22 protein-coding genes are annotated in these 26,061 nt (G+C 71.1%); 2 read left to right on the top strand and 20 right to left on the bottom strand.

Features of this window, described 5'->3' with window-relative positions; translation table 11 throughout:
• Positions 1–513 precede the first annotated feature (513 nt).
• The 8 genes from ACH4XV_RS18540 to ruvC form a co-directional block, all read right to left on the bottom strand.
• Positions 514–3,213, bottom strand: coding sequence for a RelA/SpoT family protein (locus ACH4XV_RS18540; RefSeq protein WP_395790994.1), 2,700 nt, complete (start codon positions 3,211–3,213; stop codon positions 514–516).
• A gap of 152 nt (positions 3,214–3,365) precedes the next feature.
• A complete protein-coding gene (locus ACH4XV_RS18545; protein ID WP_395790996.1) occupies positions 3,366–3,914 on the bottom strand; it encodes an adenine phosphoribosyltransferase in 549 nt (182 codons plus the stop codon).
• Positions 3,914–5,077 (bottom strand): protein translocase subunit SecF, encoded by a 1,164-nt coding sequence (secF, locus tag ACH4XV_RS18550; RefSeq protein ID WP_395790998.1) that lies wholly within the window; start codon positions 5,075–5,077, stop codon positions 3,914–3,916. The genes ACH4XV_RS18545 and secF overlap by 1 nt, the downstream gene beginning before the upstream one ends.
• Entirely contained in the window at positions 5,077–6,843 is a 1,767-nt protein-coding gene (gene secD / locus ACH4XV_RS18555) for a protein translocase subunit SecD (protein ID WP_395791000.1), read from the bottom strand. Before secD ends, secF begins: the two co-directional genes overlap by 1 nt.
• Positions 6,844–7,016: 173 nt before the next feature.
• Entirely contained in the window at positions 7,017–7,481 is a 465-nt protein-coding gene (yajC, locus tag ACH4XV_RS18560) for a preprotein translocase subunit YajC (RefSeq protein ID WP_395791002.1), read from the bottom strand.
• 150 nt (positions 7,482–7,631) lie between these two features.
• Positions 7,632–8,720: a Holliday junction branch migration DNA helicase RuvB gene (gene ruvB, locus ACH4XV_RS18565; RefSeq protein ID WP_395791004.1), complete on the bottom strand. Its 1,089-nt coding sequence runs from the start codon at positions 8,718–8,720 to the stop codon at positions 7,632–7,634.
• Positions 8,721–8,829: 109 nt separating this feature from the next.
• Positions 8,830–9,429 (bottom strand): Holliday junction branch migration protein RuvA, encoded by a 600-nt coding sequence (gene ruvA / locus ACH4XV_RS18570; protein WP_395791006.1) that lies wholly within the window; start codon positions 9,427–9,429, stop codon positions 8,830–8,832.
• A gap of 54 nt (positions 9,430–9,483) precedes the next feature.
• Positions 9,484–10,032, bottom strand: a complete 549-nt coding sequence (ruvC, locus tag ACH4XV_RS18575; protein WP_078974441.1) for a crossover junction endodeoxyribonuclease RuvC — start codon at positions 10,030–10,032, stop codon at positions 9,484–9,486.
• A gap of 330 nt (positions 10,033–10,362) precedes the next feature.
• Here ruvC and ACH4XV_RS18580 point away from each other — a divergent pair, with 330 nt between their 5' ends.
• On the top strand, positions 10,363–11,664 hold the full coding sequence (locus ACH4XV_RS18580) for a glycosyltransferase family 39 protein (protein WP_395791008.1): 1,302 nt from the start codon (positions 10,363–10,365) through the stop codon (positions 11,662–11,664).
• Between the two features lie 75 nt (positions 11,665–11,739).
• On the opposite strand, the gene ACH4XV_RS18585 is transcribed toward ACH4XV_RS18580, so the two are convergent.
• From ACH4XV_RS18585 to pgsA, 7 genes are all read right to left on the bottom strand, one after another.
• Positions 11,740–12,495 carry a YebC/PmpR family DNA-binding transcriptional regulator gene (locus ACH4XV_RS18585; RefSeq protein ID WP_395791010.1) on the bottom strand — a complete coding sequence of 252 codons (756 nt, stop codon included), beginning with the start codon at positions 12,493–12,495 and terminating at the stop codon, positions 11,740–11,742.
• Positions 12,496–12,570: 75 nt separating this feature from the next.
• Positions 12,571–13,182 (bottom strand): pyridoxal 5'-phosphate synthase glutaminase subunit PdxT, encoded by a 612-nt coding sequence (gene pdxT / locus ACH4XV_RS18590; RefSeq protein ID WP_395791012.1) that lies wholly within the window; start codon positions 13,180–13,182, stop codon positions 12,571–12,573.
• 90 nt (positions 13,183–13,272) lie between these two features.
• The gene (pdxS, locus tag ACH4XV_RS18595) at positions 13,273–14,217 is read right to left on the bottom strand and encodes a pyridoxal 5'-phosphate synthase lyase subunit PdxS (RefSeq protein ID WP_078974445.1); all 945 of its coding nucleotides are present in this window, start codon (positions 14,215–14,217) and stop codon (positions 13,273–13,275) included.
• An 87-nt stretch (positions 14,218–14,304) separates the two neighbouring features.
• On the bottom strand, positions 14,305–14,841 hold the full coding sequence (locus ACH4XV_RS18600) for a hypothetical protein (RefSeq protein WP_380010413.1): 537 nt from the start codon (positions 14,839–14,841) through the stop codon (positions 14,305–14,307).
• Positions 14,842–14,879: 38 nt separating this feature from the next.
• The gene (locus tag ACH4XV_RS18605) at positions 14,880–16,001 is read right to left on the bottom strand and encodes a glycosyltransferase family 4 protein (protein ID WP_395791014.1); all 1,122 of its coding nucleotides are present in this window, start codon (positions 15,999–16,001) and stop codon (positions 14,880–14,882) included.
• Complete coding sequence (locus ACH4XV_RS18610; RefSeq protein ID WP_395791016.1) at positions 15,998–16,924, bottom strand: phosphatidylinositol mannoside acyltransferase; 927 nt, start codon at positions 16,922–16,924, stop codon at positions 15,998–16,000. The genes ACH4XV_RS18605 and ACH4XV_RS18610 overlap by 4 nt, the downstream gene beginning before the upstream one ends.
• Complete coding sequence (pgsA, locus tag ACH4XV_RS18615) at positions 16,921–17,625, bottom strand: phosphatidylinositol phosphate synthase (protein WP_380010304.1); 705 nt, start codon at positions 17,623–17,625, stop codon at positions 16,921–16,923. Before pgsA ends, ACH4XV_RS18610 begins: the two co-directional genes overlap by 4 nt.
• A 236-nt stretch (positions 17,626–17,861) precedes the next feature.
• Between pgsA and ACH4XV_RS18620 the strand changes: the two genes are divergently transcribed.
• On the top strand, positions 17,862–20,021 hold the full coding sequence (locus tag ACH4XV_RS18620) for an elongation factor G-like protein EF-G2 (RefSeq protein WP_395791018.1): 2,160 nt from the start codon (positions 17,862–17,864) through the stop codon (positions 20,019–20,021).
• Positions 20,022–20,107: 86 nt separating this feature from the next.
• On the opposite strand, the gene ACH4XV_RS18625 is transcribed toward ACH4XV_RS18620, so the two are convergent.
• From ACH4XV_RS18625 to thrS, 5 genes are all read right to left on the bottom strand, one after another.
• Positions 20,108–21,403 carry a hypothetical protein gene (locus tag ACH4XV_RS18625; RefSeq protein ID WP_395791020.1) on the bottom strand — a complete coding sequence of 432 codons (1,296 nt, stop codon included), beginning with the start codon at positions 21,401–21,403 and terminating at the stop codon, positions 20,108–20,110.
• 199 nt (positions 21,404–21,602) lie between these two features.
• Positions 21,603–22,874, bottom strand: coding sequence for a glycosyltransferase 87 family protein (locus tag ACH4XV_RS18630; RefSeq protein ID WP_395791022.1), 1,272 nt, complete (start codon positions 22,872–22,874; stop codon positions 21,603–21,605).
• A complete protein-coding gene (locus tag ACH4XV_RS18635) occupies positions 22,871–23,275 on the bottom strand; it encodes a thiol-disulfide oxidoreductase DCC family protein (protein WP_395791024.1) in 405 nt (134 codons plus the stop codon). Before ACH4XV_RS18635 ends, ACH4XV_RS18630 begins: the two co-directional genes overlap by 4 nt.
• Before the next feature lie 64 nt (positions 23,276–23,339).
• On the bottom strand, positions 23,340–23,900 hold the full coding sequence (locus ACH4XV_RS18640) for an HIT family protein (RefSeq protein WP_380010319.1): 561 nt from the start codon (positions 23,898–23,900) through the stop codon (positions 23,340–23,342).
• A 100-nt stretch (positions 23,901–24,000) separates the two neighbouring features.
• Positions 24,001–25,980 carry a threonine--tRNA ligase gene (gene thrS / locus ACH4XV_RS18645; protein ID WP_395791026.1) on the bottom strand — a complete coding sequence of 660 codons (1,980 nt, stop codon included), beginning with the start codon at positions 25,978–25,980 and terminating at the stop codon, positions 24,001–24,003.
• Between the last annotated feature and the right edge of the window lie 81 nt (positions 25,981–26,061).

Genomic DNA, 26,061 nt, shown 5'->3' on the forward strand with positions numbered 1-26,061 from the left:
CCCTCGGCGCCCGCCGCACCCCCTCGGCCGCCGAGCCGACGCGATCGGGCGATCAATCGATCCGCGTCCGTCCCTCGCGCTGTCGGCCCCACCACGTCCGACGCGCGGATGCCGCAACCGGGCCGCCGCTCGCTCTCCTGGCGGGGCCCGCCGCGCAGCGCGCGCACCCGCGGCGCGTCCCCTCGGCCGCCGAGCCGACGCGATCGCCCGTGTCCCTCGCGGGTCCGCCTCACCGGTCGGCGTGCGCCGAGCCGGTCCGACCCCGCGCATCACCCCGGGACACCTCGCGGCCGTCGATCTTGGTCCGACAGTCCCGGCGCGGCCCGGCCCACCGCGTTCGCGGCCCGCCTTCGGTCACACCCACGACCGACCGCTCCCGAACCGCCCCACCCCGCCCGCAGGCATCGCGGCGGCTCCGAGCGCCGCCCACAGCGCCCCGCCTCGCTCCCCCGGATGCGATGACCGAGCGGCGCCGGAAAACCCTCCCGACGCCGCCTCCCGCCCCGTGACGGGCTACTGCTGCCGCCCGCTGGTCACCCGGTACGCGTCGAACACGCCCTCGACCCCGCGCACCGCCTTGAGCACGTGCCCCAGGTGCTTCGGATCGCCCATCTCGAAGGTGAACCGGCTCACCGCGACCCGGTCGCGCGTGGTGGCCACCGACGCGGACAGGATGTTCACGTGCTGGTCCGACAACACGCGCGTGATGTCCGACAACAACCGCGACCGATCGAGCGCCTGCACCTCTATCGCCACCAGGAACACCGAGGACGCGGTCGGCGCCCACTCGACGTCGACGATGCGCTCCGACTGCCGGGACAACGACTCCACGTTGCCGCAGTCCTGGCGGTGCACCGAGACGCCGTTGCCCCGGGTGACGAATCCGATGATCGGATCGCCGGGCACCGGCGTGCAGCAGCGGGACAGCTTGACCCAGATGTCGTCGACACCCTTGACCACCACGCCCGGATTGCCGGTCGAACGCGGCCGGCGCCGGGTGGTGGTCGGCCGGGTCGCCTCGGCCAGGTCCTCGGTCGCGCCCTCCTCGCCGCCCAGCGACTCGACCAGGCGCTGCACGATGGTCTGCGCCGAGACGTGCCCCTCGCCGATCGCCGCGTACAGCGAGGAGATGTCGGGGTAGCGCAACTCGTGCGCCAGCGTCACCAGCGTGTCCCCGCCGCCCGACATCAGCCGCTGCAGCGGCAGGCCCTGCTTGCGCATGGCCCGGGTCAGGCCCTCCTTGCCCTGCTCGATCGCCTCCTCGCGGCGCTCCTTGGAGAACCACTGGCGGATCTTGTTGCGCGCCCGGGGCGACTTCACGAAGCCGAGCCAGTCGTGGCTGGGCGCCGCGGTCTCGCTCTTGGAGGTGAACACCTCCACCAGGTCGCCGTTGTCCAACCGGCTCTCCAGCGGCACCAGCCGCCCGTTCACCCGGGCGCCGATGGTGCGGTGTCCCACCTCGGTGTGCACCGCGTAGGCGAAGTCGACCGGGGTCGAGCCGGCCGGCAGCGCTATCACGTCGCCCTTGGGCGTGAAGACGAAGACCTCCTGGCTGGAGAGGTCGAAGCGCAGCGACTCCAGGAACTCGCCCGGATCCTCGGTCTCCCGCTGCCAGTCCAGGAGTTGGCGCAGCCACGCCATGTCGTTGGCCGGGTCCTCGCCCTTGCGCGCGGACTTGGTGTCGGTCTTCGCGGCGCCCTTGGCGCCGACCGCCTCGGCCTTGTACTTCCAGTGCGCGGCGATGCCGTACTCGGCGCGGCGGTGCATGTCGAAGGTGCGGATCTGCAGTTCGACGGGCTTGCCCTCGGGCCCGATCACCGTCGTGTGCAACGACTGGTACATGTTGAACTTGGGCATCGCGATGTAGTCCTTGAACCGCCCGGGTACGGGGTTCCAGCGCGCGTGGATCGTGCCGAGCGCCGCGTAGCAGTCGCGGACCGAGTCGACCAGGACCCGGATGCCCACCAGGTCGTAGATCTCGGTGAACTCGCGGCCGCGCACGATCATCTTCTGGTAGACCGAGTAGTAGTGCTTCGGCCGCCCGGTCACCGTCGCCTTGATCCGCGCCGAGCGCAGGTCGCCCTGCACCTGGTCGGTGACCAGCGCCAGGTATTCGTCCCGCTTGGGCGCGCGCTCGGCGACCAGGCGCACGATCTCGTCGTACATCTTGGGGTAGAGGATGGCGAAGGCCAGGTCCTCCAGCTCCCACTTGATCGTGTTCATGCCCAGGCGGTGCGCCAGCGGGGCGTAGATCTCCAGCGTCTCGCGGGCCTTGCGCTCCTGCTTCTCGCGCTTGAGGTAGCGCATGGTGCGCATGTTGTGCAGCCGGTCGGCGAGCTTGATCACCAGCACGCGCGGGTCCTTGGCCATCGCGATGACCATCTTGCGCACGGTCTCGGCCTGCGCCGCCTCGCCGAACTTGACCTTGTCCAGCTTGGTCACGCCGTCCACGAGCATCGCGACGGTGTCGCCGAAGTCGCGGCGCAGCGCGTCGAGCCCGTAGTCGGTGTCCTCGACGGTGTCGTGCAGCAGTCCGGCCATCAGCGTCGGCGGGTCCATGCCCAGCTCGGCCAGGATGGTGGCGACCGCGAGCGGGTGGGTGATGTACGGGTCGCCGCTCTTGCGCCGCTGGCCGCGATGCCAGCGCTCGGCGGTGGTGTAGGCGCGCTCGATCTGGCGCAGGTCGGCCTTGGGGTCGTTGACCCGAACCACCCGCAGCAGCGGCTCCAGGACCGGGTTGTAGACGCTGTTGCGCTGCACGCCCAGGCGGGCCAGGCGGGCGCGGACCCGGCTGGGCCCGTCCACCCGCAACGAGCGCGAGCGCTCGCCGGTGCGCGAGGCGCCCGCCGCGCCGGGTGCCGCCTTGGCGACCGGTCGCGGGCCTCGGGCCTCGGGTCCGGCCGCACCGGCGGCGGGGCCGCTGTGGCCGTCGCTGCCGCGGGGACCGTCGGCGCTGTCCTCGGACGCGGGGCCGCGGGCGTCACCCGCGCCGGGCCGGTTCGCGGGCGGCTCGGCCGAAGCCGAGGGCCGCTTCTGCGGCGGTTCGGCGTGCGCGTCGGCGCGGGCCCGGGCGGGAGCCTCCTCTGCTCCTCCGGCGCTGACCGGCGGATGACCCGCGGGTCCCGGTGTGGCACGTGTGGCGTCGTCCGAGGGAGCCGCGTGTTCGACGGCATCCCCCGAGGACGACGCGACGGGCGCGACCTCGTCCGGCAAGGGAACTCCTCCCACAGATGACGGAAATTCCATCGTACTGACCCGCGCCGTCGACACTCGGCCATCCGGTTCGGCGGCCCCGAAACGGCGGAGGCCGGAGGCTCCCCACCTGGGGCGCCTCCGGCCTCCGGACACCGGCCGCGGGCGGCGTGTCACACGACGATGAACGACTCCAGCGCGCCGTCCGGCAACACCGGCGCGAGCCGGGCCCGGCCGGCCAGGAAGCCGAGTTCGAGCAGGACCTCGACCCCGACCACCTCGGCTCCGGCCCGCCGGATCAGGTCGATCGTGGCCTCGACCGTCCCGCCGGTGGCGAGCACGTCGTCGATCACGAGCACCCGGTCACCGGCCTCGAACGCGTCCTGGTGCACCTCGAGGGTGGCCGAGCCGTATTCCAGCTCGTAGGACTGCGCGTAGGTGGCGCACGGCAGCTTGCCCGCCTTGCGCACCGGCACGAAGCCGGCCCGGGCGCGCAGGGCGACCGGAGCGGCGAGGATGAAGCCGCGGGCCTCGATCCCCACCACCTTGTCCACCCGGCCGGCGCAGCGCTCGGCCAGCGCGTCGACCAGCGCCGCGAAGGCGACCGGGTCGGCGAGCAGCGGCGAGATGTCCTTGAACACCACGCCCGGCTTCGGCCAGTCCGGCACGTCCCGGATCCGGCTGTCGAGCAGCTTGCGCAGCTCGTCGGGGTCGGTGGCCATCAGCGCTTCCTCTTGCCGGCGGGACGGGTGCGCGCCCGGCCGCGCGCGGCGCCGGCGCGAGGCGCACCGCCCTGCGCGGGTACGGTCTCGTCCTCGTCCGCCTCGGTCTCCTCGTCCACGTCCGGGTGACCCTCGGCCTGGTCCGCGGGGATGCCCGCGGCCTCGGCGGCCTTGGCCGCCTTCGCCTCGGACGCCCGACGCTGGGCCACCTTCTTCGCGAGCAGCCGCATCTCCGGCGAGCGCTCCTTGAGGTCGGCCAGTATCGGCGTGGCGATGAAGATCGACGAGAACGCACCGGCGGCCAGACCCACGAACAGCGACAGCGCGATGTCCTTGAGCATGCCCGCGCCCAGCAGCCCACCGCCGACGAACAGCAGTGAGGCGACCGGAAGCAGGGCGACCACGGTGGTGTTGATCGAGCGCACCAGGGTCTGGTTCAGACCCGCGTTGGCCGCTTCGCTGTAGGTGCGCTTGGTCTGCTTCGTGATGTTCTTGGTGTTCTCCTTGACCGTGTCGAATACCACGACCGTGTCGTACAGGGAGTAACCGAGAATCGTCAGCAGACCGATCACCGTGCCCGGCGTCACCTCGAAGCCCACCAGGGCGTACACGCCGATGGTGATCACGATGTCGTGGATGAGCGCGACCAACGCCGCCACGGCCATGCGCCACTCGAAGGCGAAGGTGAGGTAGATCACCACCAGGATCATGAAGATCACCAGGCCCTGGAGGGCCTTCTTGGAGATCTCCTTGCCCCAGCTGGGACCGACCACCTGCGTGTTGATCTTGTCGGGCGCGACCTTCAGATCCTTGGCGATGGCTGCCGCGATCTGCTTGGTCTTGTCCGCGTCGGACTCGGCGAGCTGGATCCGCAGACCGCTGCCGCCGACCTTTTGCACTATGGCCTCGGTGCCGTCGGTGAACGGCTCCACCGCCTTGCGCGCGTCGCTCTGCGAGGCCGGGGTGTCCTGGATGGTGTAGACGGACCCGCCCTTGAACTCGATGCCCTCGTGCAGCCCGCGGCCGAGCAGGCCGCCGACCGCGAGCACCAGGATCAGCGCCGAGATCGAGTACCAGATCTTCTTGCGGCCGACGAAGTCGAACGAGACGTCACCGTGGTGCAGCCGGACGCCGATGTTCTTGATGTCACCGAAGCGACTCATCACGCCTCCTTCACGCCGGCGGCGCGCCCACGGGGGCGACGACCGCGGTACGACTGGCGCTGATTGGCGCCGAGCGCGACGGGGTCGAGGCCGGACCACTTGTGGCCGTCCGCGAAGAACCTGCGCCGGGCGAGGATCGTCATGAGCGGCTTGGTGAACAGGAACACCACCACGACGTCGAGCAGCGTGGTCAGGCCGAGGGTGAACGCGAAGCCCTGGACCTTGCCGACCGAGACAACGTAGAGCACCGCGGCGGCCAGGAACGACACCGCGTCGGACACCAGGATGGTGCGCCGGGCACGAGGCCACGCCTTCTCCACGGCGGGTCGCAACGTGCGACCCTCACGGATCTCGTCCCGGATGCGTTCGAAGTACACGATGAACGAGTCCACCGTGATACCGATCGCGGCGATCGCGCCGCAGACCGCCGGCAGGTTGAGTGCGAAGCCGATGCTTCGGCCGAGCAGACACATGATGGCGTAGGTCAGGGCCGCCGAGACCACCAGACTCGCGATGCTCACCAGGCCGAGGCCGCGGTAGTAGAACAGCGAGTACAGGATGACCAGGACGATGCCGATCGCACCCGCGATCAGACCGCCCCGGAGCTGGTCGCCACCGAGCGAGGCGGACACCGTGGTCACGTCGCTCTTGGTGAAGGACAGCGGGAGCGCGCCGTACTTGAGCACGTTCTCCAGGTCCTTGGCCGAGCTGCGCGAGAAGTCGCCCGAGATCACCGCGCTGCCGCCGGGGATCTCCGACTTCACCGACGGCGCGGAGACGACCACACCGTCCAGGTCGATCGCGAAGCGGTTGGTCGGGTACTTGCCCTGCGCCAGGTCACCGGTGATCTTGGTGAACTTGCCGGTGCCCGAGTCGCTGAACTTCAGCTCGACTTCCCAGCCGCCGACGGAACCGTTCTGCGGCAGCTGCGCCTTCGACGAGGACACGTCGGTGCCGGGGATCAGCACCGGGCCCAGGATGTACTTCTCGGCGTTCTCGCCCTGGGTGCGGCTGCACGCCACGGTGGGCTTGTCCTCCGGAATGGGCTCCGAACCCAGGCCCCGGTTCTCCGGGAGGTTGCAGTCCAGGTTGGTGAACTTCGCGCGCAGCTCGGGCGTGATGCCGTTCGCGTCGGCGCCGGCCGGCGGGGTGTTCGCAGGAGGCGTCGCGGGCGGAGTGGTCGCGGGGGGAGTCGTCGGCGGCGGCGTCGGGGCACCGGACGCGTCCTTCAGGTTCGGGATCACCCGACCCTGCGGCTTGTTCGACTCGGCCGCCGGCGGCGTACCCGCGGGCGGGGTGCTCGCCGGCGGCGCGCTCGCGGGCGGCGTCGACGGCGGGGTCAGCGGCAGCTTGGTCCCACTCTGGGGAGCGACCGGGGCCGCCTCGAGCACGGGACGGAAGAAGAGCTTCGCGGTCTGTCCGACCTGCTCCGCCGTCTCCTTCTCGTTCTTGCCCTTGGGGATGCTGATGACGATGTTCTTGTCGCCCTCGGTCTGCACCTCCGCCTCGGACACACCGAACGCGTTGACGCGCTGGCGGATGATCTCCACCGCGGTCTGCATGTTCGTCTTGTTGACCGCGCCGTTACGGCCCTGGTCGGCCTTTGCGGTGAGCGTGACACTCGTGCCGCCCGCGAGGTCGATGCCCAGACGTGGGGTCTTGTCCCCGGTCGAGAACATGATCGCGTACAACGCCACGATCACGACCCCGATGAAGGCAAGGACCCGTCCCGGGTGCCCTCGGGAACTCGATTTCGGTGCTGCCACCTTCGCCCAATCTCCCTCTCGATGCCGCCGCGTCGGGATTGCCCCACGGTCGCCGGCACGGCACGGCGCCCGACGGATGGTCGGGCGCTCTCGTATCCGGGGTGTCACCCCCGGTCACATGACTGTATTGCTCCGCGGTGGCCCTGGGACCACCGCGGCCACCACGAGCCGAACTAGTCCTGCTTGTCGTCCTTGCGCAGCCGGTCGCCGGTCTCGGGCGCCTTGCTCGCGCCCTCGGCCTTGGTCACGTCCACGGTCTTGCCGTCCGCGGCGTCGGCGTCCTCGCCGGCCTCGGGCTTCTTGTCCAGACGTACGGCGTCGTCGCCGGCCTCGGCGGCGTCGTCGTGCTCGTCGTCGACGTCGTCGTCCTCGGGCTCGTCGCCGGAGGACAGGACCGCCGCGATGGCGCTCTTCACGAAGCGGCAGTGCACGTCGGGGGCCACCTCAAGGATGACGGAATCGTCCTCGACCTCGGTGACCGTCGCGTACAGACCCGCGATCGTACGGACCTCGGCCCCCGGAACCAGCGAGTTCTGCGTTTCCATGGCCTGTCGCTGGCGTGCCTTCCCGGGCTTGATGATCAGGAAGTAGAACACCACGACGATGATTACTGGCAGGAGGAGGGTAAGCGGGTCCACGGCTTGAAACGATTCCTTCCCAAGGCCGCGCGGCGGCCCGGACGGTGACACTCGGCCGGCCACGGCGCGGCAGCCTCGGCGGAGTCTAGACGGGTACTTACTACAGGAACAACGACTACCGGCCGCATGCGTTCCCGACACGCAGCGGCCTCACTCGGTTGCATCCTTACCGGTCACGGCGCCGTTGTCGAACAACACGCTCTGTTGTGCGCCGTGCCGATCGGGCAGCGCCCCCTGTGGGGGGTTGAGTCCCAGATGCGACCACGCCTTGGCGGTGGCCACCCTGCCGCGGGGTGTGCGGGCCAGGAAACCGCTGCGGACCAGGAACGGTTCGGCGACCTCCTCGACCGTCTCGGTCTCCTCCCCCACGGCCACAGCCAACGTGGACAGGCCCACCGGACCGCCGCCGAACAGCGTGGTCAGGGCTTGGAGCACGGCCCGGTCCAGCCGGTCCAGGCCCAGCGCGTCCACCTCGTAGACGTCGAGCGCGCGGGCCGCGATGTCCCGGTCGACCTTGCCGTTCGCCCGCACCTGCGCGTAGTCGCGGACCCGGCGCAGCAGCCGGTTGGCGATCCGCGGCGTGCCCCGCGAGCGGCCGGCGATCTCCGCCCCGCCCTCGGCGGACAACTCGACGTCGAGCAATCTTGCCGAACGATTCAGCACCCGTTCGAGTTCGGCGGGCGCGTAGAAGTCCATGTGTCCGGTGAAGCCGAACCGGTCGCGCAGCGGCGGCGGCAGCAGTCCGGCCCGGGTGGTCGCGCCCACCAGGGTGAACGGCGGCAGGTCCAGCGGGATGGCGGTGGCCCCGGGTCCCTTGCCGACGATGATGTCGACCCGGAAGTCCTCCATCGCCATGTACAACATCTCCTCGGCGGGCCGCGACATGCGGTGAATCTCGTCGAGGAACAGCACCTCGCCCTCGGACAGCGAGGACAGGATCGCGGCCAGGTCGCCGGCGTGCTGGATGGCCGGGCCCGAGGTGATCCGGATCGGTACGCCCATCTCGGCCGCGATGATCATCGACAGCGTGGTCTTGCCGAGTCCGGGCGGGCCGGACAGCAGCACGTGGTCCGCGGTCGCGCCGCGGCCGAGCGCCGCGGTCAGCACCAGGGACAACTGTTCGCGCACCCGCTCCTGGCCGATGAACTCGTCCAGGTTCTTCGGGCGCAGCGCGGCCTCGACGGCCTGCTCCTCGCCGTCCGCCTCGGCGGTCACCAGGCGTTCGCCGTCCTGCGTCATCGTGTTCCGCCCAGGGTCGTGGTCGTACGGCCTGCGTTCATCCTGCCGGACGCCGGCGACATCCCCGGCACCGCGCGTGCCGCGTCGTGGCCGGCTCGCCGGGCGGGGTTCATCGGCGGTTCAGGCCGCGCAGGGCCGATTTGAGCAGGGCGCCGATGTCGGGGGTCGCGGCACCGTCCGCCTCGGGGGCGACCGCGTCGACCGCCTCCTCCGCCTCGCGGGCGGCGTAGCCCAGGCCGACCAGGGCGGCGTGCAGCTGGTCGCGCCAGCCCGCGCTCACCGGGCTGCCGACGCCGACCGCGCCGGTGGGCGCGCCGAGCTTGTCCTTCAGGTCCAGGAGCAGCTTCTGCGCGCCCTTGGGGCCGATCCCGGGCACGGCGGTCAGCGCCCTGGCGTCCTTGGCGGCGACCGCGGCGCGCAGCGCGTCGGGGCTGTACACGGCGATCATCGCGAGGGCCAGCTTCGGGCCCACCCCGTTGGCGGTCTGCAATACCTCGAACGTGCGCTTCTCGTCGTCGTCGGCGAAGCCGAACAGGGTGAGCGAGTCCTCCCGGACCACCAGCGACGTGGCCAGTCGGGCGGGTGTGCCGACCCGCAGGCCGGCGAGCGTGGTGGGCGTGCACTGCACGGCCAGGCCGACCCCGCCGACCTCGACGACGGCGGTGTCGGGGCCGATGCCGGCCACCGTTCCGGAGACGAACGCGATCACCCGAGTGCTCCTGCGTGGTTGGTGAGGTGGGGCGGTACGGCCGGGGCGGCCCGGTCAGCGGCGGGTGCCGCGCGGGAGCCGGCCGGCCGGGGTGCGGGCCGCGGCGACCGCCGCCGCGAGCCGGTCGGAGGCGCCGCCGCGCCAGATGTGGCAGATCGCCAGCGCCACCGCGTCGGCGGCGTCGGCCGGTTTCGGCGGACCGTCCAGGCGCAGGATACGCGTCACCATGGCGCCGATCTGGGCCTTGTCGGCGCGCCCGCTGCCGGTCACCGCGGCCTTGACCTCGCTCGGCGTGTGCAGCGTGACCGGCAATCCGCGCCGCGCGGCGCACACGATGGCCACGGCGGAGGCCTGCGCGGTGCCCATCACGGTGCTCACGTTGTGCTGGCTGAACACCCGCTCGACCGCGACGCAGTCCGGGCGGTGCCGCTCCAGCCACTCCTCGATGCCCTGCTCGATGCCCAGGAGTCGGGCGTCGATCGTGGCATCGGCAGGTGTGCGCACGACGCCGGCCTCGATCATCCGCAGCGGTTTGCCCACCGCGCCGTCGACGACCCCCACGCCGCATCGGGTCAGACCGGGGTCGACCCCCAAGACCCGCATGCCGCGCCCCTCTCGTGTCGTACTCGCGTCGCGTTCGCGGCGTTCCCGTGTGGTTGCCGCGTCGTCGCCGGTCGCGCCGCGCCGACCGGCACCCGATACGAACACGTGTTCGCCCGAGGAAACCCTAGTGCAGCCGCGCCGATCCCCTCGGTATCGCCACTCCGTGATCACTCGTTCGAGCGACACGTAGGCTTGCCCCGGTCGATAACGCCCCGATGACAGCCCTGTGACGATCGTTCCCCAAGCGGCCCGGTCGCCGACGGGGAGCCCGCACGGGCAGCGCTAGGGTCGCTTGCAGACTGCTCCCCGCTCGCCGCCCGGAAGGTTTTCATGCCGTCGCCGTCCATGCCGGTCGTGGTGACCCCGCCGGCCGCCGAGAAGGGTGCGACCAGGATGCCGGCGGCCCCCGACACCGTGTTCGCGGACGGTTTCGCCGAGCGTGTGCGACTCGGCGGCGCGGAAGTGCTCGGCCGCGCGCGGGCGTCCTTCCGCCCGGCCCGCACCGCGGTGTTCGGGTACCTGATCGCGCGCGCGATCAACCTCGTCGTGCTCGCCCTGATGGCGCTGGCGACGGGCAAGCCGTTCTGGTCGAAGCTCGGCTCCTGGGACGGTGCGTGGTTTCGCGACATCGCCGACTTCGGCTACGTGGACAAGATCCCGGTCTCCCCGACCGGCAAGCCGTACTGGACCAACGTCGAGTTCTTCCCCGGCTACCCCTGGGCGATCCGCCTGGTCAGCGACCTGACCGGACTGTCCGCGCTCAACGCCGGGATGGTCGTCACCGCGGTCGCCGGCGTGGTGGCCGCGTGGGGGTTGTACGCGCTCGGGCGCGAACTGACCGGCAGCCACCGGGTGGCCACCCTGTTCGCGCTGCTCTGGGGAGTGGCGCCGGGGTCGATGGTGCTCACCATGGTCTACTCCGAGGCGCTGTTCGTGGCGTTCGCCTCGTGGGGCCTGCTGGCGGTGGTGCGCCGCCAGTGGACCCTGGCCTGCGTGTTGTGCCTGTTCGCGGGGCTGACCCGCAACACCGCGTTCGCGCTGGTCGCGGCGCTGGGGGTGACGGCGCTCGCGATCGTGCTGCGGCGGCGGGAGGACGGCGCGCGGGTGGGCCTGTTGGCGCCCGAGGCGCGGCGCCCGGTGCTGGCCACGCTGATCTCGCCGCTGGCCTGCGTGGGCTTCATCGCGTGGGTGGGCTGGCTGGCCGGGCGCCCCGACGGGTGGATGTGGATCCAGGACAAGGCGTTCAACCTGCGGTTCGACGGGGGCATAAGCACCGTCCAGTGGATGAACAAGTACCTCACCCACCTGGGCCGACCGATCTACGTGGTCTGCACGTTCGTGATCATCCTGTCGGTGGCGCTGATGATCTGGTCGTTCCGCGACCGCCGGATCCCGCTGTCGGTGCACGTCTACGGCGCCGTGGTGATGTTCCTGGCGCTGACCACGAGCAACGGCTGGTTCTTCCACTCCAAGCCGCGCTTCATGCTGCCGGCCTTCACCATCCTGCTGCCGCTGGCCCGACTGATGGTCAAGTGGCCGCGCGGGGTGGTGATCTCGATCCTGGTGGCCGGGGCGGCGTTCTCGGGGTGGTACGTGGGCTTCCTGCTGTACGTGATAAACACCAACCCGTAGCCGGGAGGCGAACCCGAATGTATGTGGGGCCGACGGCAACCGCCGTCGGCCCCACATACATTCGGGAAATCCGACCTACTCGGCGTTCACGCGCTCCATGACCTCGTCCGACACGTCGAAGTTCGCCCAGACCTCCTGGACGTCGTCGCTGTCCTCCAGGGCCTCGATCAGCCGGAAGATCTTGCGCGCGCCGTCCTCGTCCAGCTCGACCGAGACGCTGGGCAGGAAGTTGGCGTCGGCCGAGTCGTAGTCGATCCCGGCGTCGACGAGCGCGGTGCGCACGGCGACCATGTCGGTGGCCTCGCTGACCACTTCGTAGGTCTCGCCCAGGTCGTTGACCTCCTCGGCGCCGGCGTCGAGCACCGCACCCAGGATGTCGTCCTCGCTCAGGCCGTTCTTCGGCACGATCACGACGCCCTTGCGGGTGAACATGTACGACACCGACCCCGGGTCGGCCATCGAGCCGCCGTTGCGCGTCATCGCGACCCGCACGTCGGACGCCGCGCGGTTGCGGTTGTCGGTCAGGCACTCGATCAGCACCGCGACACCGTTCGGTCCGTACCCCTCGTACGTGATCGACTGGTAATCGGCGCCGCCGGCCTCCGCACCGGAGCCGCGCTTGACCGCGCGGTCGATGTTGTCGTTCGGGACCGAGGACTTCTTGGCCTTCTGAATGGCGTCGTAGAGCGTCGGGTTGCCGGCGACGTCACCGCCGCCGGTACGAGCCGCCACCTCGACGTTCTTGATCAGCTTGGCGAAGAGCTTTCCGCGCCTGGCGTCGATGACGGCCTTTTTGTGCTTGGTGGTCGCCCACTTCGAGTGGCCGGACATCCGCCTCTACTCCTTCGGGTCGCGGGTGCGCTGCACGGACCTGTACAGGCTGGAAGATCCTACCGGCGCGCGGACTCAGAGCGTGGCACGGACCATGTCCACGAAGTACGCGTGCACGCGCCGGTCGGGGGTGAGCTCGGGGTGGAAGGACGTGGCGAGCAGGTTGCCCTGGCGAACGGCCACGATCCGGTCGCCGTACGGCTCTGCGCTCAGCCGGGCCAGCACCTCGACCTCGGCGCCGACCGACTCGACCCACGGGGCCCGGATGAACACGCCGTGGATGGGGTCGCCGCCCTCGAGGCCGGCGAACGGGACGTCGGCCTCGAACGAGTCGTTCTGGCGCCCGAACGCGTTGCGCCGCACGATCATGTCGATCCCGCCGACCGTCTCCTGGTCCTCGCGGCCGTCCAGGATCTTGTCCGCGAGCATGATCATGCCCGCGCACGAGCCGTAGACCGGCATGCCCTCGGCGACTCGCGCGCGCAGCGTCGGGAACAGGCCGAAGGAGACCGCGAGCTTGGACATCGTGGTCGACTCGCCACCGGGTATGACGAGCGCGTCGAGGTCGGCGAACTCCTCGACCTTGCGCACCGGGCGCGCGATCGCGTCGAGTTCGGCCAGCGCGATGGCGTGTTCGCGCACGTCGCCCTGGAGGGCGAGGACACCGATGATGGGAGTGGTGGACACGTCAACCTCGTCCGGTCGTAGGTACCGAGCCGGGCCCGAACGCGGATCGCGTTCGGGCCCGGCCCACGGCATGTGCGAAGTGCTGCGGGACTACCAGCCGCGGCCGGCGTAGCGCTGCTCGGCGGGGAGGGTGTCGATGTTGATGCCGACCATCGCCTCGCCCAGACCGCGCGAGACCTTGGCGATCACGTCCGGGTCGTCGAAGTGCAGGGTGGCGTCCACGATCGCCTTGGCGCGCTTGGCCGGGTCGCCCGACTTGAAAATGCCGGAGCCGACGAACACGCCCTCGGCGCCGAGCTGCATCATCATCGACGCGTCGGCGGGGGTGGCGATGCCGCCCGCGGTGAACAGCACCACCGGCAGCTTGCCGGCCTCGGCGACCTCCTTGACCAGCGCGTACGGCGCCTGGAGGTTCTTCGCGGCGACGAACAGCTCGTCCTCGTCGAGGACCGAGAGCGCCTTGATGTCCTTGAGGATGGTGCGCATGTGGCGGGTGGCCTCGACCACGTTGCCGGTGCCGGCCTCGCCCTTGGAGCGGATCATCGCCGCGCCCTCGGTGATCCGGCGCAGCGCCTCGCCGAGGTTGGTCGCGCCGCACACGAAGGGGGTGGTGAAGCGCCACTTGTTGATGTGGTTCGACTCGTCGGCCGGGGTGAGCACCTCGGACTCGTCGATGTAGTCCACGCCGAGCGACTGGAGCACCTGGGCCTCGGCGAAGTGGCCGATGCGGGCCTTGGCCATCACGGGGATGGACACGGCGCCGATGATGCCGTCGATCATGTCGGGGTCGGACATGCGCGCGACGCCGCCGTCCTTGCGGATGTCGGCCGGCACGCGCTCGAGCGCCATGACGGCGACCGCGCCCGCGTCCTCGGCGATCTTCGCCTGCTCGGCGTTGACGACGTCCATGATCACGCCGCCCTTGAGCTGCTCGGCCATGCCGCGCTTGACCAGGTCGGTGCCGGTCTGGGGGGTTGCGGGGGTGGTGGACACGGATGACCTCACACAGATGCGATCGACGACGGTTGGCTCCATCGTACGGGTGATGTGGATCCTAATGTCATGCCACCCCGGCGAATTACCCGGGCCAATCTGTCCATGGTGGCCTGCACGTGGCTCCTGTCAGGACCCACCGGGCTGCAATGTGCGGGGTTCCTCGTCGTCCATCTCGAAGGTGACGGGGTACGGGGCGTGGCCGGCCAGCCGCAGGTAGCGCACCAATCGGTGCCGGCGCACCGCCCGCGCGCCGCGCACCGCGTCGTTGTGGAATCGCCGCGCCATCGGCACGCGGCGCACCGCGGTCTGCAGTTCCGCGACCAGTTCCTCGCCGCCGGGCCGGGCCCGGAGGTCGTCCGCCTGGGCCGGGTCCTCGAACAGGAACCGCAGCGCTCGGGTCAGATCGCTTTCGGCGACCTCACGCTCCTCCTCGGCGGCGTTGCGCGCCTCGTGCGCGGCGCCGGCCAGCACGAGCGAGGACGCCGGATCCAAAAGCCCCGAGGTGGCGATCTCCTGCGCCACGGCCGAGCGCCGCAACAACTGCGCGTCCAGGGCCGCCCGACTGGAGTCCACCCGCGCGTGCAGCCGATCGAGCCGCCCGGCGGTCCAACTCAGGTACACCCCGACCGCGAGCACGGCGATCAAGATCCAGATGACAGTCATCACCCGGCGACCCTAGTACGCGCCGCCGGGGGCGCTCACTACGCCGCGGGTGCTCCGGCGGTGACGGTTTCGTAGACGCCGAGGATGTCCGTGCCGACGGTCTCCCAGTCGTAGCGCCGCACGTGCTTGCGCCCGATCTCGCGCAACTCGTCGCGTCGCGCCGGATCCCGCAACAGGCCCACCGCGGCCGCGGCGAGCGCCTCGGCGTCCTCCACCGCGAACAACTCCCCCGCCCGCCCGCCGTCCAGCACCTGGCGAAACGCGTCCAGGTCGCTCGCCAGCACGGGCGCCGCCGCCGACATCGCCTCGACCAGGATGATCCCGAAGCTCTCGCCGCCGGTGTTCGGCGCCACGTACACATCGACGCTGCGCAACAGCCGCGCCTTGTCCAGGTCGCTGACCATGCCGAGGAAGGTGACCTGCCCGCGCAGCCCCTCCGGCAGATCCTCCACGGCCTCCTCGGCGTCGCCGCGCCCCGCGACCAGCAGCCGCACGCCGGGAAACGCCTCGACGATCCTGGGGAACGCCTCGATCAGGGTGGGAAGTCCCTTGCGCGACTCGTCGATTCGTCCGATGAAGCCGATGGTGGGCGCCTCGGGCGTGCCCTGCCACGCGGGCTCGACGGGCGCGTCGGCGAAGAAGCCGACATCGACCCCGTTCGGGATCACCACCGCGTCGCCGCCCAGGTGTTCGACCAGCGTGCGGCGCGCGTACTCGCTGACCGCGATCCGCGCGCTGATCTTCTCCAGCGCGGGTTGCAGGATCGGGTAGGCCGCGATCATCGCGCGCGAGCGGGCGTTGGAGGTGTGGAACGTGGCCACCACCGGCCCGGACGCCGCCCAGCACGCGAGCAACGACAGGCTGGGGGTGGCCGGTTCGTGGATGTGCAGCACGTCGAAGTGCCCGTCGTGGATCCACCGCCGTACCCGCGCGGCGGACAGGAACCCGAAGTTGAGCCGGGCCACCGAGCCGTTGTAGCGCACCGGCACGGCCCGCCCGGCCGGCACCACGTAGTCCGGCAGCGGGGTGTCGTCGTCGGCCGGCGCCAGGACCGAGACCTCGTGGCCCCGGGCGATCAGGTTCGCCGCCAGGTCCCGCACGTGGTACTGGACACCACCCGGCACGTCCCACGAGTAGGGGCAGACGACGCCGATCCTCACTTGGCCCCCTCGATCCGGGCGAGCCGGCGTCGGTCCAGGTCGGCGAGCCACAGCGGCTGGAGCATGTGCCAGTCCTGCGGGTCGCGCGCGATCGCCCGCGCGTAGGCGTCGGCGACCTGCTGCGTCATCACCGCGATCTTCTCCCGGCGGGTGCCCTCGGCCGGAACCTCGATCTCCGGGTGCAGCGTGCCGCGGATGACCTTGCCGTCCCACGGGAGGGTGACCGGGATCAGCGCCGCGCCGGTCTGTACGGCCAGCGCGGCGGGCCCCGCCGCCATCCGCGTCGGCTCGCCGAAGAACGTCACCGGCACCCCGGCGGCGGTCAGGTCGCGGTCGGACAGCAGGCACAACAACCGGCCCTCGCGCAGCCGGCGCGCCAACGTGCCGAACGTGTTGCCGTCGCCGCCGGTCAGCGGCAGCACCTCCATGCCCAGCGACTCGCGATAGGCCACGAAGCGCTGGTAGAGCGACTCGGGCCGCAGCCGCTCGGCGACGGTGGTGAACGGGTAGCCCTTGAGCGTGATCCAGGCGCCGGCGTGGTCCCAGTTGCCCATGTGCGGGAGCGCGAAGATGACGCCCTTGCCGCGCGCGCTGCACTTGTCGAGCAGCGTGACGTCGCACTCCATGCGGGACAGCACCGTCTCCTGGTCCCACACCGGCAGGCGAAACGCCTCCTGGTAGTAGCGCAGGTAGGACCGCATGCCCTCGCGCGAGACCTCGCGAACGCGCTCGGGTGTGGCGTCGGGCCCGAGCACGCGGCGCAGGTTGGCCTCGAGTTGCCGCACTCCGCCGCCGCGCCTGCGCCACGCGACGTCGGCGATGCGACGGAAGATCGCGGCGGCGACCGGTTCGGGCAGCCGCTTGACCACGGACCAGCCCAGGGCGTACCCGGTGTCGGCCAGTCGCTGCCCGACCTCGGTCATGCCTTGTCACCTCCGGGCAGCGCGTTGTCGATCGCGGATGCCGAACGATGCACCGCGATCATCCGCTGGAAGACGGTGATCACGCTGCCCACGGCGATGAACCAGAGCGCCGCCTCCTGGATGTACGGCACACCGAGCCCGTCGAGACCGGTCGCCACCAGCGAGATGACCAGCCGTTCGGCCCGCTCGATCAACCCGGACACGTCGCACGCCAGGCCCAGGCTCTCGGCGCGGGCCTTGCAGTACGACACCACCTGGCCGGAGCCGAGGCAGACGATGGCCAGGATCGACATCCGCAGGTTGTCGCCGTCGCCCGCGAACCAGATCGCCAGCGCGCCGAAGATCGCGGCGTCCGCGACCCGGTCGAGCGTGGAGTCGAGGAACGCCCCCCACTTCGTCGAGCGCCCCAACTGGCGCGCCATGTTGCCGTCGACCAGGTCGGAGAAGATGAACGCGGTGATGACGAGCGTGCCGGTGAGGAACCAGCCGATCGGGAAGAACACCAGCGCCGCGACGACCACCCCGAGGGTGCCGATCAGCGTCACCGTGTCCGGACTCACGTTGTGGCGCAGCAGGAAACTCGCGAACGGGGTGAGCACACGCGTGAAGAAGGCACGAGCGTATTTGTTGAGCATCGCCTTCCCGAAGGATTGCCGGGGCGGCGGGGGATCCGAGGGACTCGACCCGCCTGGTGCGCCCATCGTACTGACGCGGTCGCACGTCCCGAGCCCCCCGTCATCCGGGCGTGCCGCGCCCGGGCGTGCCGCGTTGGAGAAGGGCGCGTACGGCGAGGACACTTGTACTCGGTCCGGCGTCGGGGCAATGCTGCCGTTCAGGAATCGATTTGCGGACGTTGGCGTACCGACGACCGACTTTGCACCTGCGCGTCCGGGACGTCTGCGACGACCGCACCAGATGGACAACCAGGAGGTGGCACATGGCGGATAAATCCGGAGCTAGCGCCGGAACCGTCGGCAGGGTAACCGCACCCGCGAGCCCGAAGGCGGTACGCAACGTGGTGCTGGTGGGCCACACGGGGGCGGGCAAGACGACATTGGTGGAGTCCCTGCTCGTGGCGACCGGGACGATTCCCCGGGCCGGTCGCGTCGAGGACGGGACGACCGTCTCGGACTACGAGGACATCGAACACCGCCAGCATCGGTCGGTGGCGTTGTCGCTGTGCCCCGTCGAGTACGAGGGCGTCAAGATCAACCTGCTCGACACCCCGGGCTACGCGGACTTCGTCGGCGATCTGCGGGCCGGTCTGCGCGCCGCGGACGCGGCGCTGTTCGTGGTCTCGGCCGCCGACGGTGTGGACGGCTCGACCCGGATGATCTGGGACGAGTGCGCCTCGATCGGCATGCCGCGCGCGATCGTGATCACCAAGCTCGACCAGGCCCGCGCCGACTTCGACGAGATGGTGCTGATCTGCCAGCGCGTGTTCGGCGACCCCGACTCGGACACCGTGCTGCCGCTCTACCTGCCGCTGCACGGCGAGGACGAGAGCGTGGCCGGTCTGATGGGCCTGCTCACCCAGCGCGTCTACGACTACTCCTCCGGCACCCGGCAGAGCCTGGACCCCGATCCGGAACACCTGCCGCTGATCGAGGACGCCCGCAACCGGTTGATCGAGGGCATCATCGCGGAGAGCGAGGACGAGTCCCTGATGGACCGCTACCTCTCCGGCGAGCGGATCGACGTGGACACGTTGATCGGCGACCTGGAGACGGCGGTCGCCCGCGGCTCGTTCTATCCGGTACTCGCGGTCGCGCCGGACGGGCTGGGCACCATCGAGCTGCTCGAGGGCATCATCCGGGCCTGTCCCGCGCCGCCCGAGCACGAGGTCCTGCCGGTCACCACGCCCGACGGCAAGCCGCGCGACCCGCTGACCTGCGACCCGGAGGGCCCGCTTGCGGCCGAGGTGATCAAGACGACCTCCGACCCGTACGTGGGCCGCATCTCGCTGGTCCGGGTCTTCTCCGGCACGCTGCGCCCGGACATGACGGTGCACGTGTCCGGGCACGGGATGGCCGATCGCGGCCACGAGGACCACGACCTGGACGAGCGCATCGGCGCCATGTCCGTGCCGCTGGGCAAGCAGCAGCGCTCGTTGAACCGGGGCATCGCCGGCGACATCGTCGCGATCGCCAAGCTGACCCGGGCCGAGACCGGCGACACCATCTCGGACAAGGACGATCCGCTGCTGATGGAGCCGTGGATGATGCCCGACCCGCTGCTGCCGGTCGCCATCCGCGCGCACAGCAAGGCCGACGAGGACAAGCTCTCCCAGTCGCTGGCCCGCCTGGTCGCGGAGGACCCGACGCTGCGCCTGGAGCACAACACCGACACCCACCAGCTGGTGCTGTGGTGCATGGGCGAGGCACACGTCGAGGTGCTGCTCGACCGGCTGCGCAGCCGCTACGGAGTCGCGGTGGACGCGGTGGCGCACCGGGTGTCGCTGCGCGAGACGTTCGCGGAGAAGGCGAGCGGGCGCGGTCGACACGTGAAACAGTCCGGCGGGCACGGGCAGTTCGCGATCTGCGAGATCGACGTGGAGCCGCTGCCGGGCGGGAGCGGGTTCGAGTTCGTGGACAAGGTCTTCGGCGGCTCGGTGCCGCGCAACTTCATCCCGTCGGTGGAGAAGGGCGTGCGCGCGCAGATGGACAAGGGGGTCGCGGCCGGCTATCCGATGGTGGACCTGCGGGTGACGCTGACCGACGGCAAGGCACACTCGGTCGACTCCTCCGACATGGCCTTCCAGATGGCGGGCGCGCTCGCACTGCGCGAGGCCGCCGCGAGCACCCGGATCCACCTGCTGGAGCCGGTCTCCGAGGTGCGGGTCACCGTCTCCGACGAGTACGTGGGCGGCGTGCTCAGCGACCTCAGCTCGCGCCGCGGCCGAGTGGTGGGCACCGAACCGATCGGCTCGGGCCGCACCCTGATCCGGGCCGAGGTCCCGGAGATCGAGATCAGCCGCTACGCGATCGACCTGCGCTCGATCAGCCACGGCACGGGCCAGTTCGCCCGCACCTACTGCCGCCACGACCCGATGCCCCCGCAACTGGCCGCGAAGGTCACGGAGGACGCGGAGTCCTGACGCTCGACCGCCTGCGGCACGACCGGCCGGTACGACGGGCCGGCCGGTCGGGTCGGCGCGCTGCCTTGGCGCCCCGCCCGTTCCCTTCAGGGGATCGGCAGCGGGCGGTCCAGGGCGGTCAGGGTCAGCAGTACGCCGGCCGACGTCCAGGCCAGGGGGGCCACCGAGGCGGGTTTGCCGTCGGCGGAGACCTTCTCGGGAAGGGAGCCGGCCGCGGTGCGGTGGTCGGCCAGCCAGTCGAGCCGCAGCCGGGCGCCGGCCCGGTCCCCGCTCGCCGCGCTGAACAGCGCGAACGACGCGGTCTCCGGGGTCCACGCCGCCGTCGGGTCGCCGGCCCAGTGCTCGCCCGGCAGGATGCCGCCGTTGGGCAGTGTCAGCCGTTCGGCGGCGCCGCGAACCGCGCTCGCGACCCCGGCGTCGGCCGGCGCGAACGGCGGGCCCAGCCACGTCACCGCCGTGTCCGCGCCGCCCTTGGCCGAGGCCGTGCGCGGGTAGTCGTGCCGGCCGAAGGTGTCCCGGATCGCGCGGTCGAGCCGTTGTGAGGGTGCGGCCCAGCGTTCGGCCGCGACCGGGTCGGTCCGGCGGGCCAGGTCGACGGCCGCCCGCAACCCGGCCGACAGCGGCGCGGCGGTGCCCAGGGTGACCTGGTCGGTCCGGGTCTCCCAGTAGTCCGGGCCGCGTGGTGGCAGCCCGTTCGGCCGCAGCCGCCCGGTCACCGCGTCGCCGGCCGCGCGCACCATGGGCCACAGCTCGGCGAGCGCGGCGGTCGTCTCGGGGGCCTTCGGGTCCTGGTGGACGTACCAGAACCAGACCGCCCACGGCACCCAGCCGTTGCCGTCCAATTGGGCGGCGCGCTTGTCCCCCACGGGGCCGCCGTCCAGCCGATAGCGCGCCTCCCAGGTGCCGTCGGGGCGTTGCAGCGTGGCCAGTCGGCGCAGTACGTCGAGTGCTTCGCGGCCGTGCCCGGTGGCGGTGTAGGCCGCCGCGACCCACGCGGCGTCGCGCGGCCAGACGTACTTCCAGATGCCGTACCAGGCGGCGGCGACCGACCCGTCGGGCTGGGTCAGGACGCGCATGTCGAGCAGTGCGCGCTCGGCCATCTCGCGGTCGCGCGGCGTCGCCCCGGGGATGGTGCCCCGGGCGAGCCAGGCGCGGTCGGCCTCGGTGGGCGCGACGCGCGGCGCGTCGGTGGGCAGCGCGATCGGGCCGTCGGGGCCGGATATGACGCCGCCGAGGAGCAGCGGCCGGGTGGTGGGCGGGGGTGGGGCCGCGCCGCCGACGAAGACGATGATGCCGGTGGCGAGCAGTACGCCGATCACGGCGATGCCGAGGGAGCGGGCCCTGCCGAGCGAACGCCCGGGTCGGGGCCTCCTGTTCGCCACGTTCGCCGTCTCCGCCCCCGGGCCCCCCGTCGCCTTCGTGGCAACCGGGCCGTTACTCGTTCGGCCCAGTCTAGGCATCGTCGGATCATCGTTCGAACACGCGTCGGCAGACGTCCCGACCCTCCACCGCGCCCTCGCCCGCATCGCGCCCGCCTCGCCGTACGACCCGTGACCACGAGCCGGAGCGGGCGGGGACGGATCAGCTGAAAGTACGACGAGTGTACGAAGTCGGATCCGGGTCGGGCTCGGCGACCGGCGCCAAACCGGTCGAACAGGTGATTCGTCGGCGCTCCGCGACCAGGGACCAGACGCCTGCGACCAGCACGGCCAGGCCGACCAGGACATACGCGTTGCCCACGAGCAGCTGCCACCCGTGCAGGTTCAGCTCCCCACCGTCACCGAACGGCACCGTCCACACGATCCCGCTCGGCAGCACCCCGGAGACCCGGGCCCGGTGCATCGGATAGGCGGCGGCCACGGCGAGCACCGCGACCAGCGCGAGCGTGGCGGCCGGGGCGCGGGTGCGCCGGACCCGGTCGATCAGCACCACGACCAGCGGCAGCGCCCACGCCCAGTGATGGGTCCAGGAGATCGGCGACACCAGCAGCGCGGTCAGCGCGCACAGGCCCACCCCCGTGAGCGCCGCCCCGCGCCGGGCCGCCCGCACCGCGAGCGTCATCCCGACCGCCGCGACGGACAGCGCGAGCAGCGGCCACAACCACCCGGGGGGCGTCTGGGCGCCGAACTGCCGGGTCACCGCGCCGTGCACGGACTGATTGCCGGGGAACTGGGCCAGTCCGATCCGGGTGTCGTCCAGGAACAGGCCGCCCCAGTAGTCCGCGCACTCCCGGGGCAGCACGGCGAACGCCGCCGCGAAGGTGGCGACGAACACGCCCAGTGCGGTCAGCCCCTCACGGACCCGGCCGGTCAGCAGCAGATACGGGATGAAGATCGCCGGCGTCAGCTTGAGCCCGGCCGCCAGGCCCACCCCCACACCGGCGAACCGGGCCCCGCGCGCCCGCGCGAAGTCGGACAGCACCAAGACGAGCAGCAGCAGGTTGATCTGGCCGAAGCGCAGGTTCTCCTGGACCGGCTCGGTCCACAACAGCACGGCGGCGGTCAACGCGGTCGCCTTCACCCGGTCCCCGCGCGACCCGACGATCCCCCACGCGAGCCACGTCGCAACCACGAGCAGCACGAGGTTGCCCGCCACCCCGATCACCTCGACCGCGCCCCACGGCAACCACGCCAGCGGGGTGAACGTCAGCCCGGCCCACGGCGTGTAGGTGAACGGCAACCGGCCGGGCCGGATCGTGTACAGCTCGCCGTCGCCGGCCAGCACCTCCAGGCCGCCCTGGCGATAGACCTTCAGATCGCCCAGCCACCACATGTCGGCGGAGCCGAACGTGCCCAGCAGCAGATACGCGGTGATCGAACACGCGGCCACCGCGAGGGCCGTCCGGCGGGTCACCCCGCAGCGTTGACGGTGTCCGGCCGCAGGTGGGCCGGCATCGCACACGCGGGCGTCCCGCCGGGCATGCGGTCGCGGTTGTCGGCCACCAGCCGGTACACCCCGTGCGCCGCGATGCTGACCGGTTGCACGCGCAGCGCCGCGCCGGCCAGGGCCCACGGGCCGCCCGCGCTCATCAGCAGCTTGGCCACCGCGTGGTGGCCGCCGTACACGGTGCCGACGGGGGTCACCCACAACACCTCGTGCTCGGCGCGGTGCTGCTCGACGCCCAACTCCTCCAGCTCGGCGAACTGCCAGGCCACCACGTCGGCGTCGAACGGAATGTGCTTTCGCGCGAACTCCACCGACCGGGTGCAAAAACCACAGTCGCCGTCGTACACGAGAACCGGTCGTGCGCTCAAAGTTCTTCTCCTCAACAACCGCTGACAACCACTGACAACCGCTCGGATCCTGCGGGTGGACGGGTCAGTCGACCGGCCAGGCGGTGGCCAACATCTCGCGGGTGTCCGCGAGCAGTTGCGGCAGCACCTTGGTGTGCCCGACCACGGGCATGAAGTTCGTGTCCCCGCCCCACCGGGGCACCAGGTGCTGGTGCAGGTGCGCGGCGATGCCGGCTCCGGCGACGTGGCCCTGGTTCATCCCGATGTTGAAGCCCTGCGCCCCGGAGACCTTGCGCAGTGTGCTCATCGCCAGCTTGGTGAACCGGGCGAGCTCTATCGTCTCGGCGTCGTCGAGGTCGGTGTAGTCGGCGACGTGCCGGTAGGGCACCACCATCAGGTGGCCGCCGTTGTACGGGTACAGGTTCAACACGGCGTAGACCTGCTCACCCCGCGCGACGACGAGCCCGTCGACATCGCTCAGCGAGGGAATCCGGCAGAACGGGCACCCGTCGTCGGGCGTCGGCCCCGACGGCTTGTTCTCACCCTTGATGTACGCCATCCGATGGGGAGTCCACAGCCGGGCGAAGGCATCCGGCCCCCCAACCCCATCCTGGATCTCGGGCTCGCTCGTCATGCCAGGAAGCATATGCCGTGGGCACACACCGACCACGACCCGGTGACGGGCCGGCGGCGGCCCGGTGGTCGCACTGCCGCGCGATCACCGGGCCGCCGCCGACGACATCGCGTCAGACCTGGACGCGCTCCCGGACGGCCTTGACGATCTCGGCCACCGCGGCGTCGACCGGGACGCCGTTGTTCTGCTCGCCGTTGCGGTAGCGGAAGCTCACCGCGCCGGCCTGGACGTCCTCGTCGCCCGCGAGCAGCATGTACGGGATCTTGTCCTTGTTGGCGTTGCGGATCTTCTTCTGCATGCGGTCCGCGGAGTCGTCGATCTCGACCCGGATGCCCTGCGCCCGGAGCTTGGTCGCGACCTCCTCCAGGTAGGGCACGTGCTCCTCGGTGATCGGGATGCCGACCACCTGGACCGGCGCGAGCCACGGCGGCATCTTGCCCGCGTAGTGCTCGAGCAGGACCGCGAAGAATCGCTCGATCGAGCCGAACAGCGCGCGGTGGATCATCACCGGCTGCTGCCGCGTGCCGTCGGCGGCGGTGTACTCCAGGTCGAAGCGCTCGGGCAGGTTGAAGTCGACCTGGATGGTCGACATCTGCCAGGTCCGCCCGATCGCGTCCTTGGCCTGGACCGAGATCTTCGGCCCGTAGAACGCGGCGCCGCCCGGGTCGTCGACCAGTTCCAGGCCCTGCTTCTGCGCGGCCTGGCGCAGCGTCTCGGTGGCCTCGGTCCAGTTCTCCTCGGTGCCGATCGACTTCTCCGGGTTCCTGGTGGACAGCTCCAGGTAGAAGTCGTCGAGGCCGTAGTCGCGCAGCAGGTTGAGCACGAACGTCAGCAGCGAGTCCAGCTCGCCCGCCATCTGGTCGCGCGTGCAGTAGATGTGCGCGTCGTCCTGGGTGAAGCCGCGCGCGCGGGTCAGCCCGTGCACCACGCCCGACTTCTCGTAGCGGTAGACGGTGCCGAACTCGAACAGGCGCAGCGGGAACTCGCGGTAGGACCGGCCCCGGGCCCGGTAGATCAGGTTGTGCATGGGGCAGTTCATCGGCTTGAGGTAGTAGTTCTGCCCCTCGTCCAGTTCCATGGGCGGGTACATGCCGTCGGCGTACCAGTCCAGGTGGCCGGAGACCTCGAACAGCTTGCCCTTGGTGGCGTGCGGCGTGTAGACGAACTGGTAGCCCGCCTCCTCGTGCCGGCGCCGCGAGTAGTCCTCCATCGTGCGCCGGATGATGCCGCCCTTGGGGTGGAAGACGGCCAGGCCGGAGCCGATCTCCTCGGGGATGGAGAACAGGTCCAGTTCGGCGCCGAGCTTGCGGTGGTCGCGCTTCTCGGCCTCCTCGAGGAAGGTCGTGTAGGCCTTGAGCTCGTCCTTGCTCGGCCACGCGGTGCCGTAGATGCGCTGGAGCTGCTTGTTCTTCTCGCTGCCGCGCCAGTAGGCGGCGGCCGAGCGCATCAGCTTGAACGCGGGGATCAGCCGGGTGGTGGGCAGGTGCGGGCCTCGGCAGAGGTCCTTCCAGCACAGCTCGCCGGTCTTCGCGTCCAGGTTGTCGTAGATGGTCAGCTCGCCGGCGCCGACCTCGGCGGACGCGCCCTCGGCGGCCTCTGCTGCGGAGCCCTTGAGGCCGATCAGCTCCAGCTTGTACGGCTCGTCGGCCAGCTCCGCGCGCGCGTCCTCGTCGGTGGTGACCCGGCGGGCGAAGCGCTGCCCCTGCTTGACGATCTCCTGCATCTTCTTCTCGATGCGCTTGAGGTCGTCGGGGTGGAACGGGGTTTCGACGTCGAAGTCGTAGTAGAAGCCGTCCTTGATCGGCGGGCCGATGCCGAGCTTGGCCTCGGGGAACAGCTCCTGTACGGCCTGCGCCAGCACGTGCGCGGCGGAGTGGCGCAGGATGTTCAGGCCGTCGTCGGAGCCGATCAGGACGGGCTCGACCTCGTCGCCGTCGACCAGGACGTAGGCCAGGTCGACCAGTCGGCCGGCCACGCGCGCGGCGACCACCGAGCGGTCGCCGTCGAAGAGCTCGGCGGCCGTCGTGCCCGTGGTCACCACCCGCTCGTCCCGGTCCGGGTCGCGGCTGATGGTCACTCGGGCTTCGGACACCGTTCGTCTCCTGACGTGTGGTTGGCGGATGTCGCGCGGCGCGGCTCGGCTCGCTGGTACGCCGATGCGCTCGCTCGCACA

It is taken from the genome of Embleya sp. NPDC020630 (assembly GCF_044334985.1).
In the GTDB taxonomy this organism is placed as follows: domain Bacteria; phylum Actinomycetota; class Actinomycetes; order Streptomycetales; family Streptomycetaceae; genus Embleya.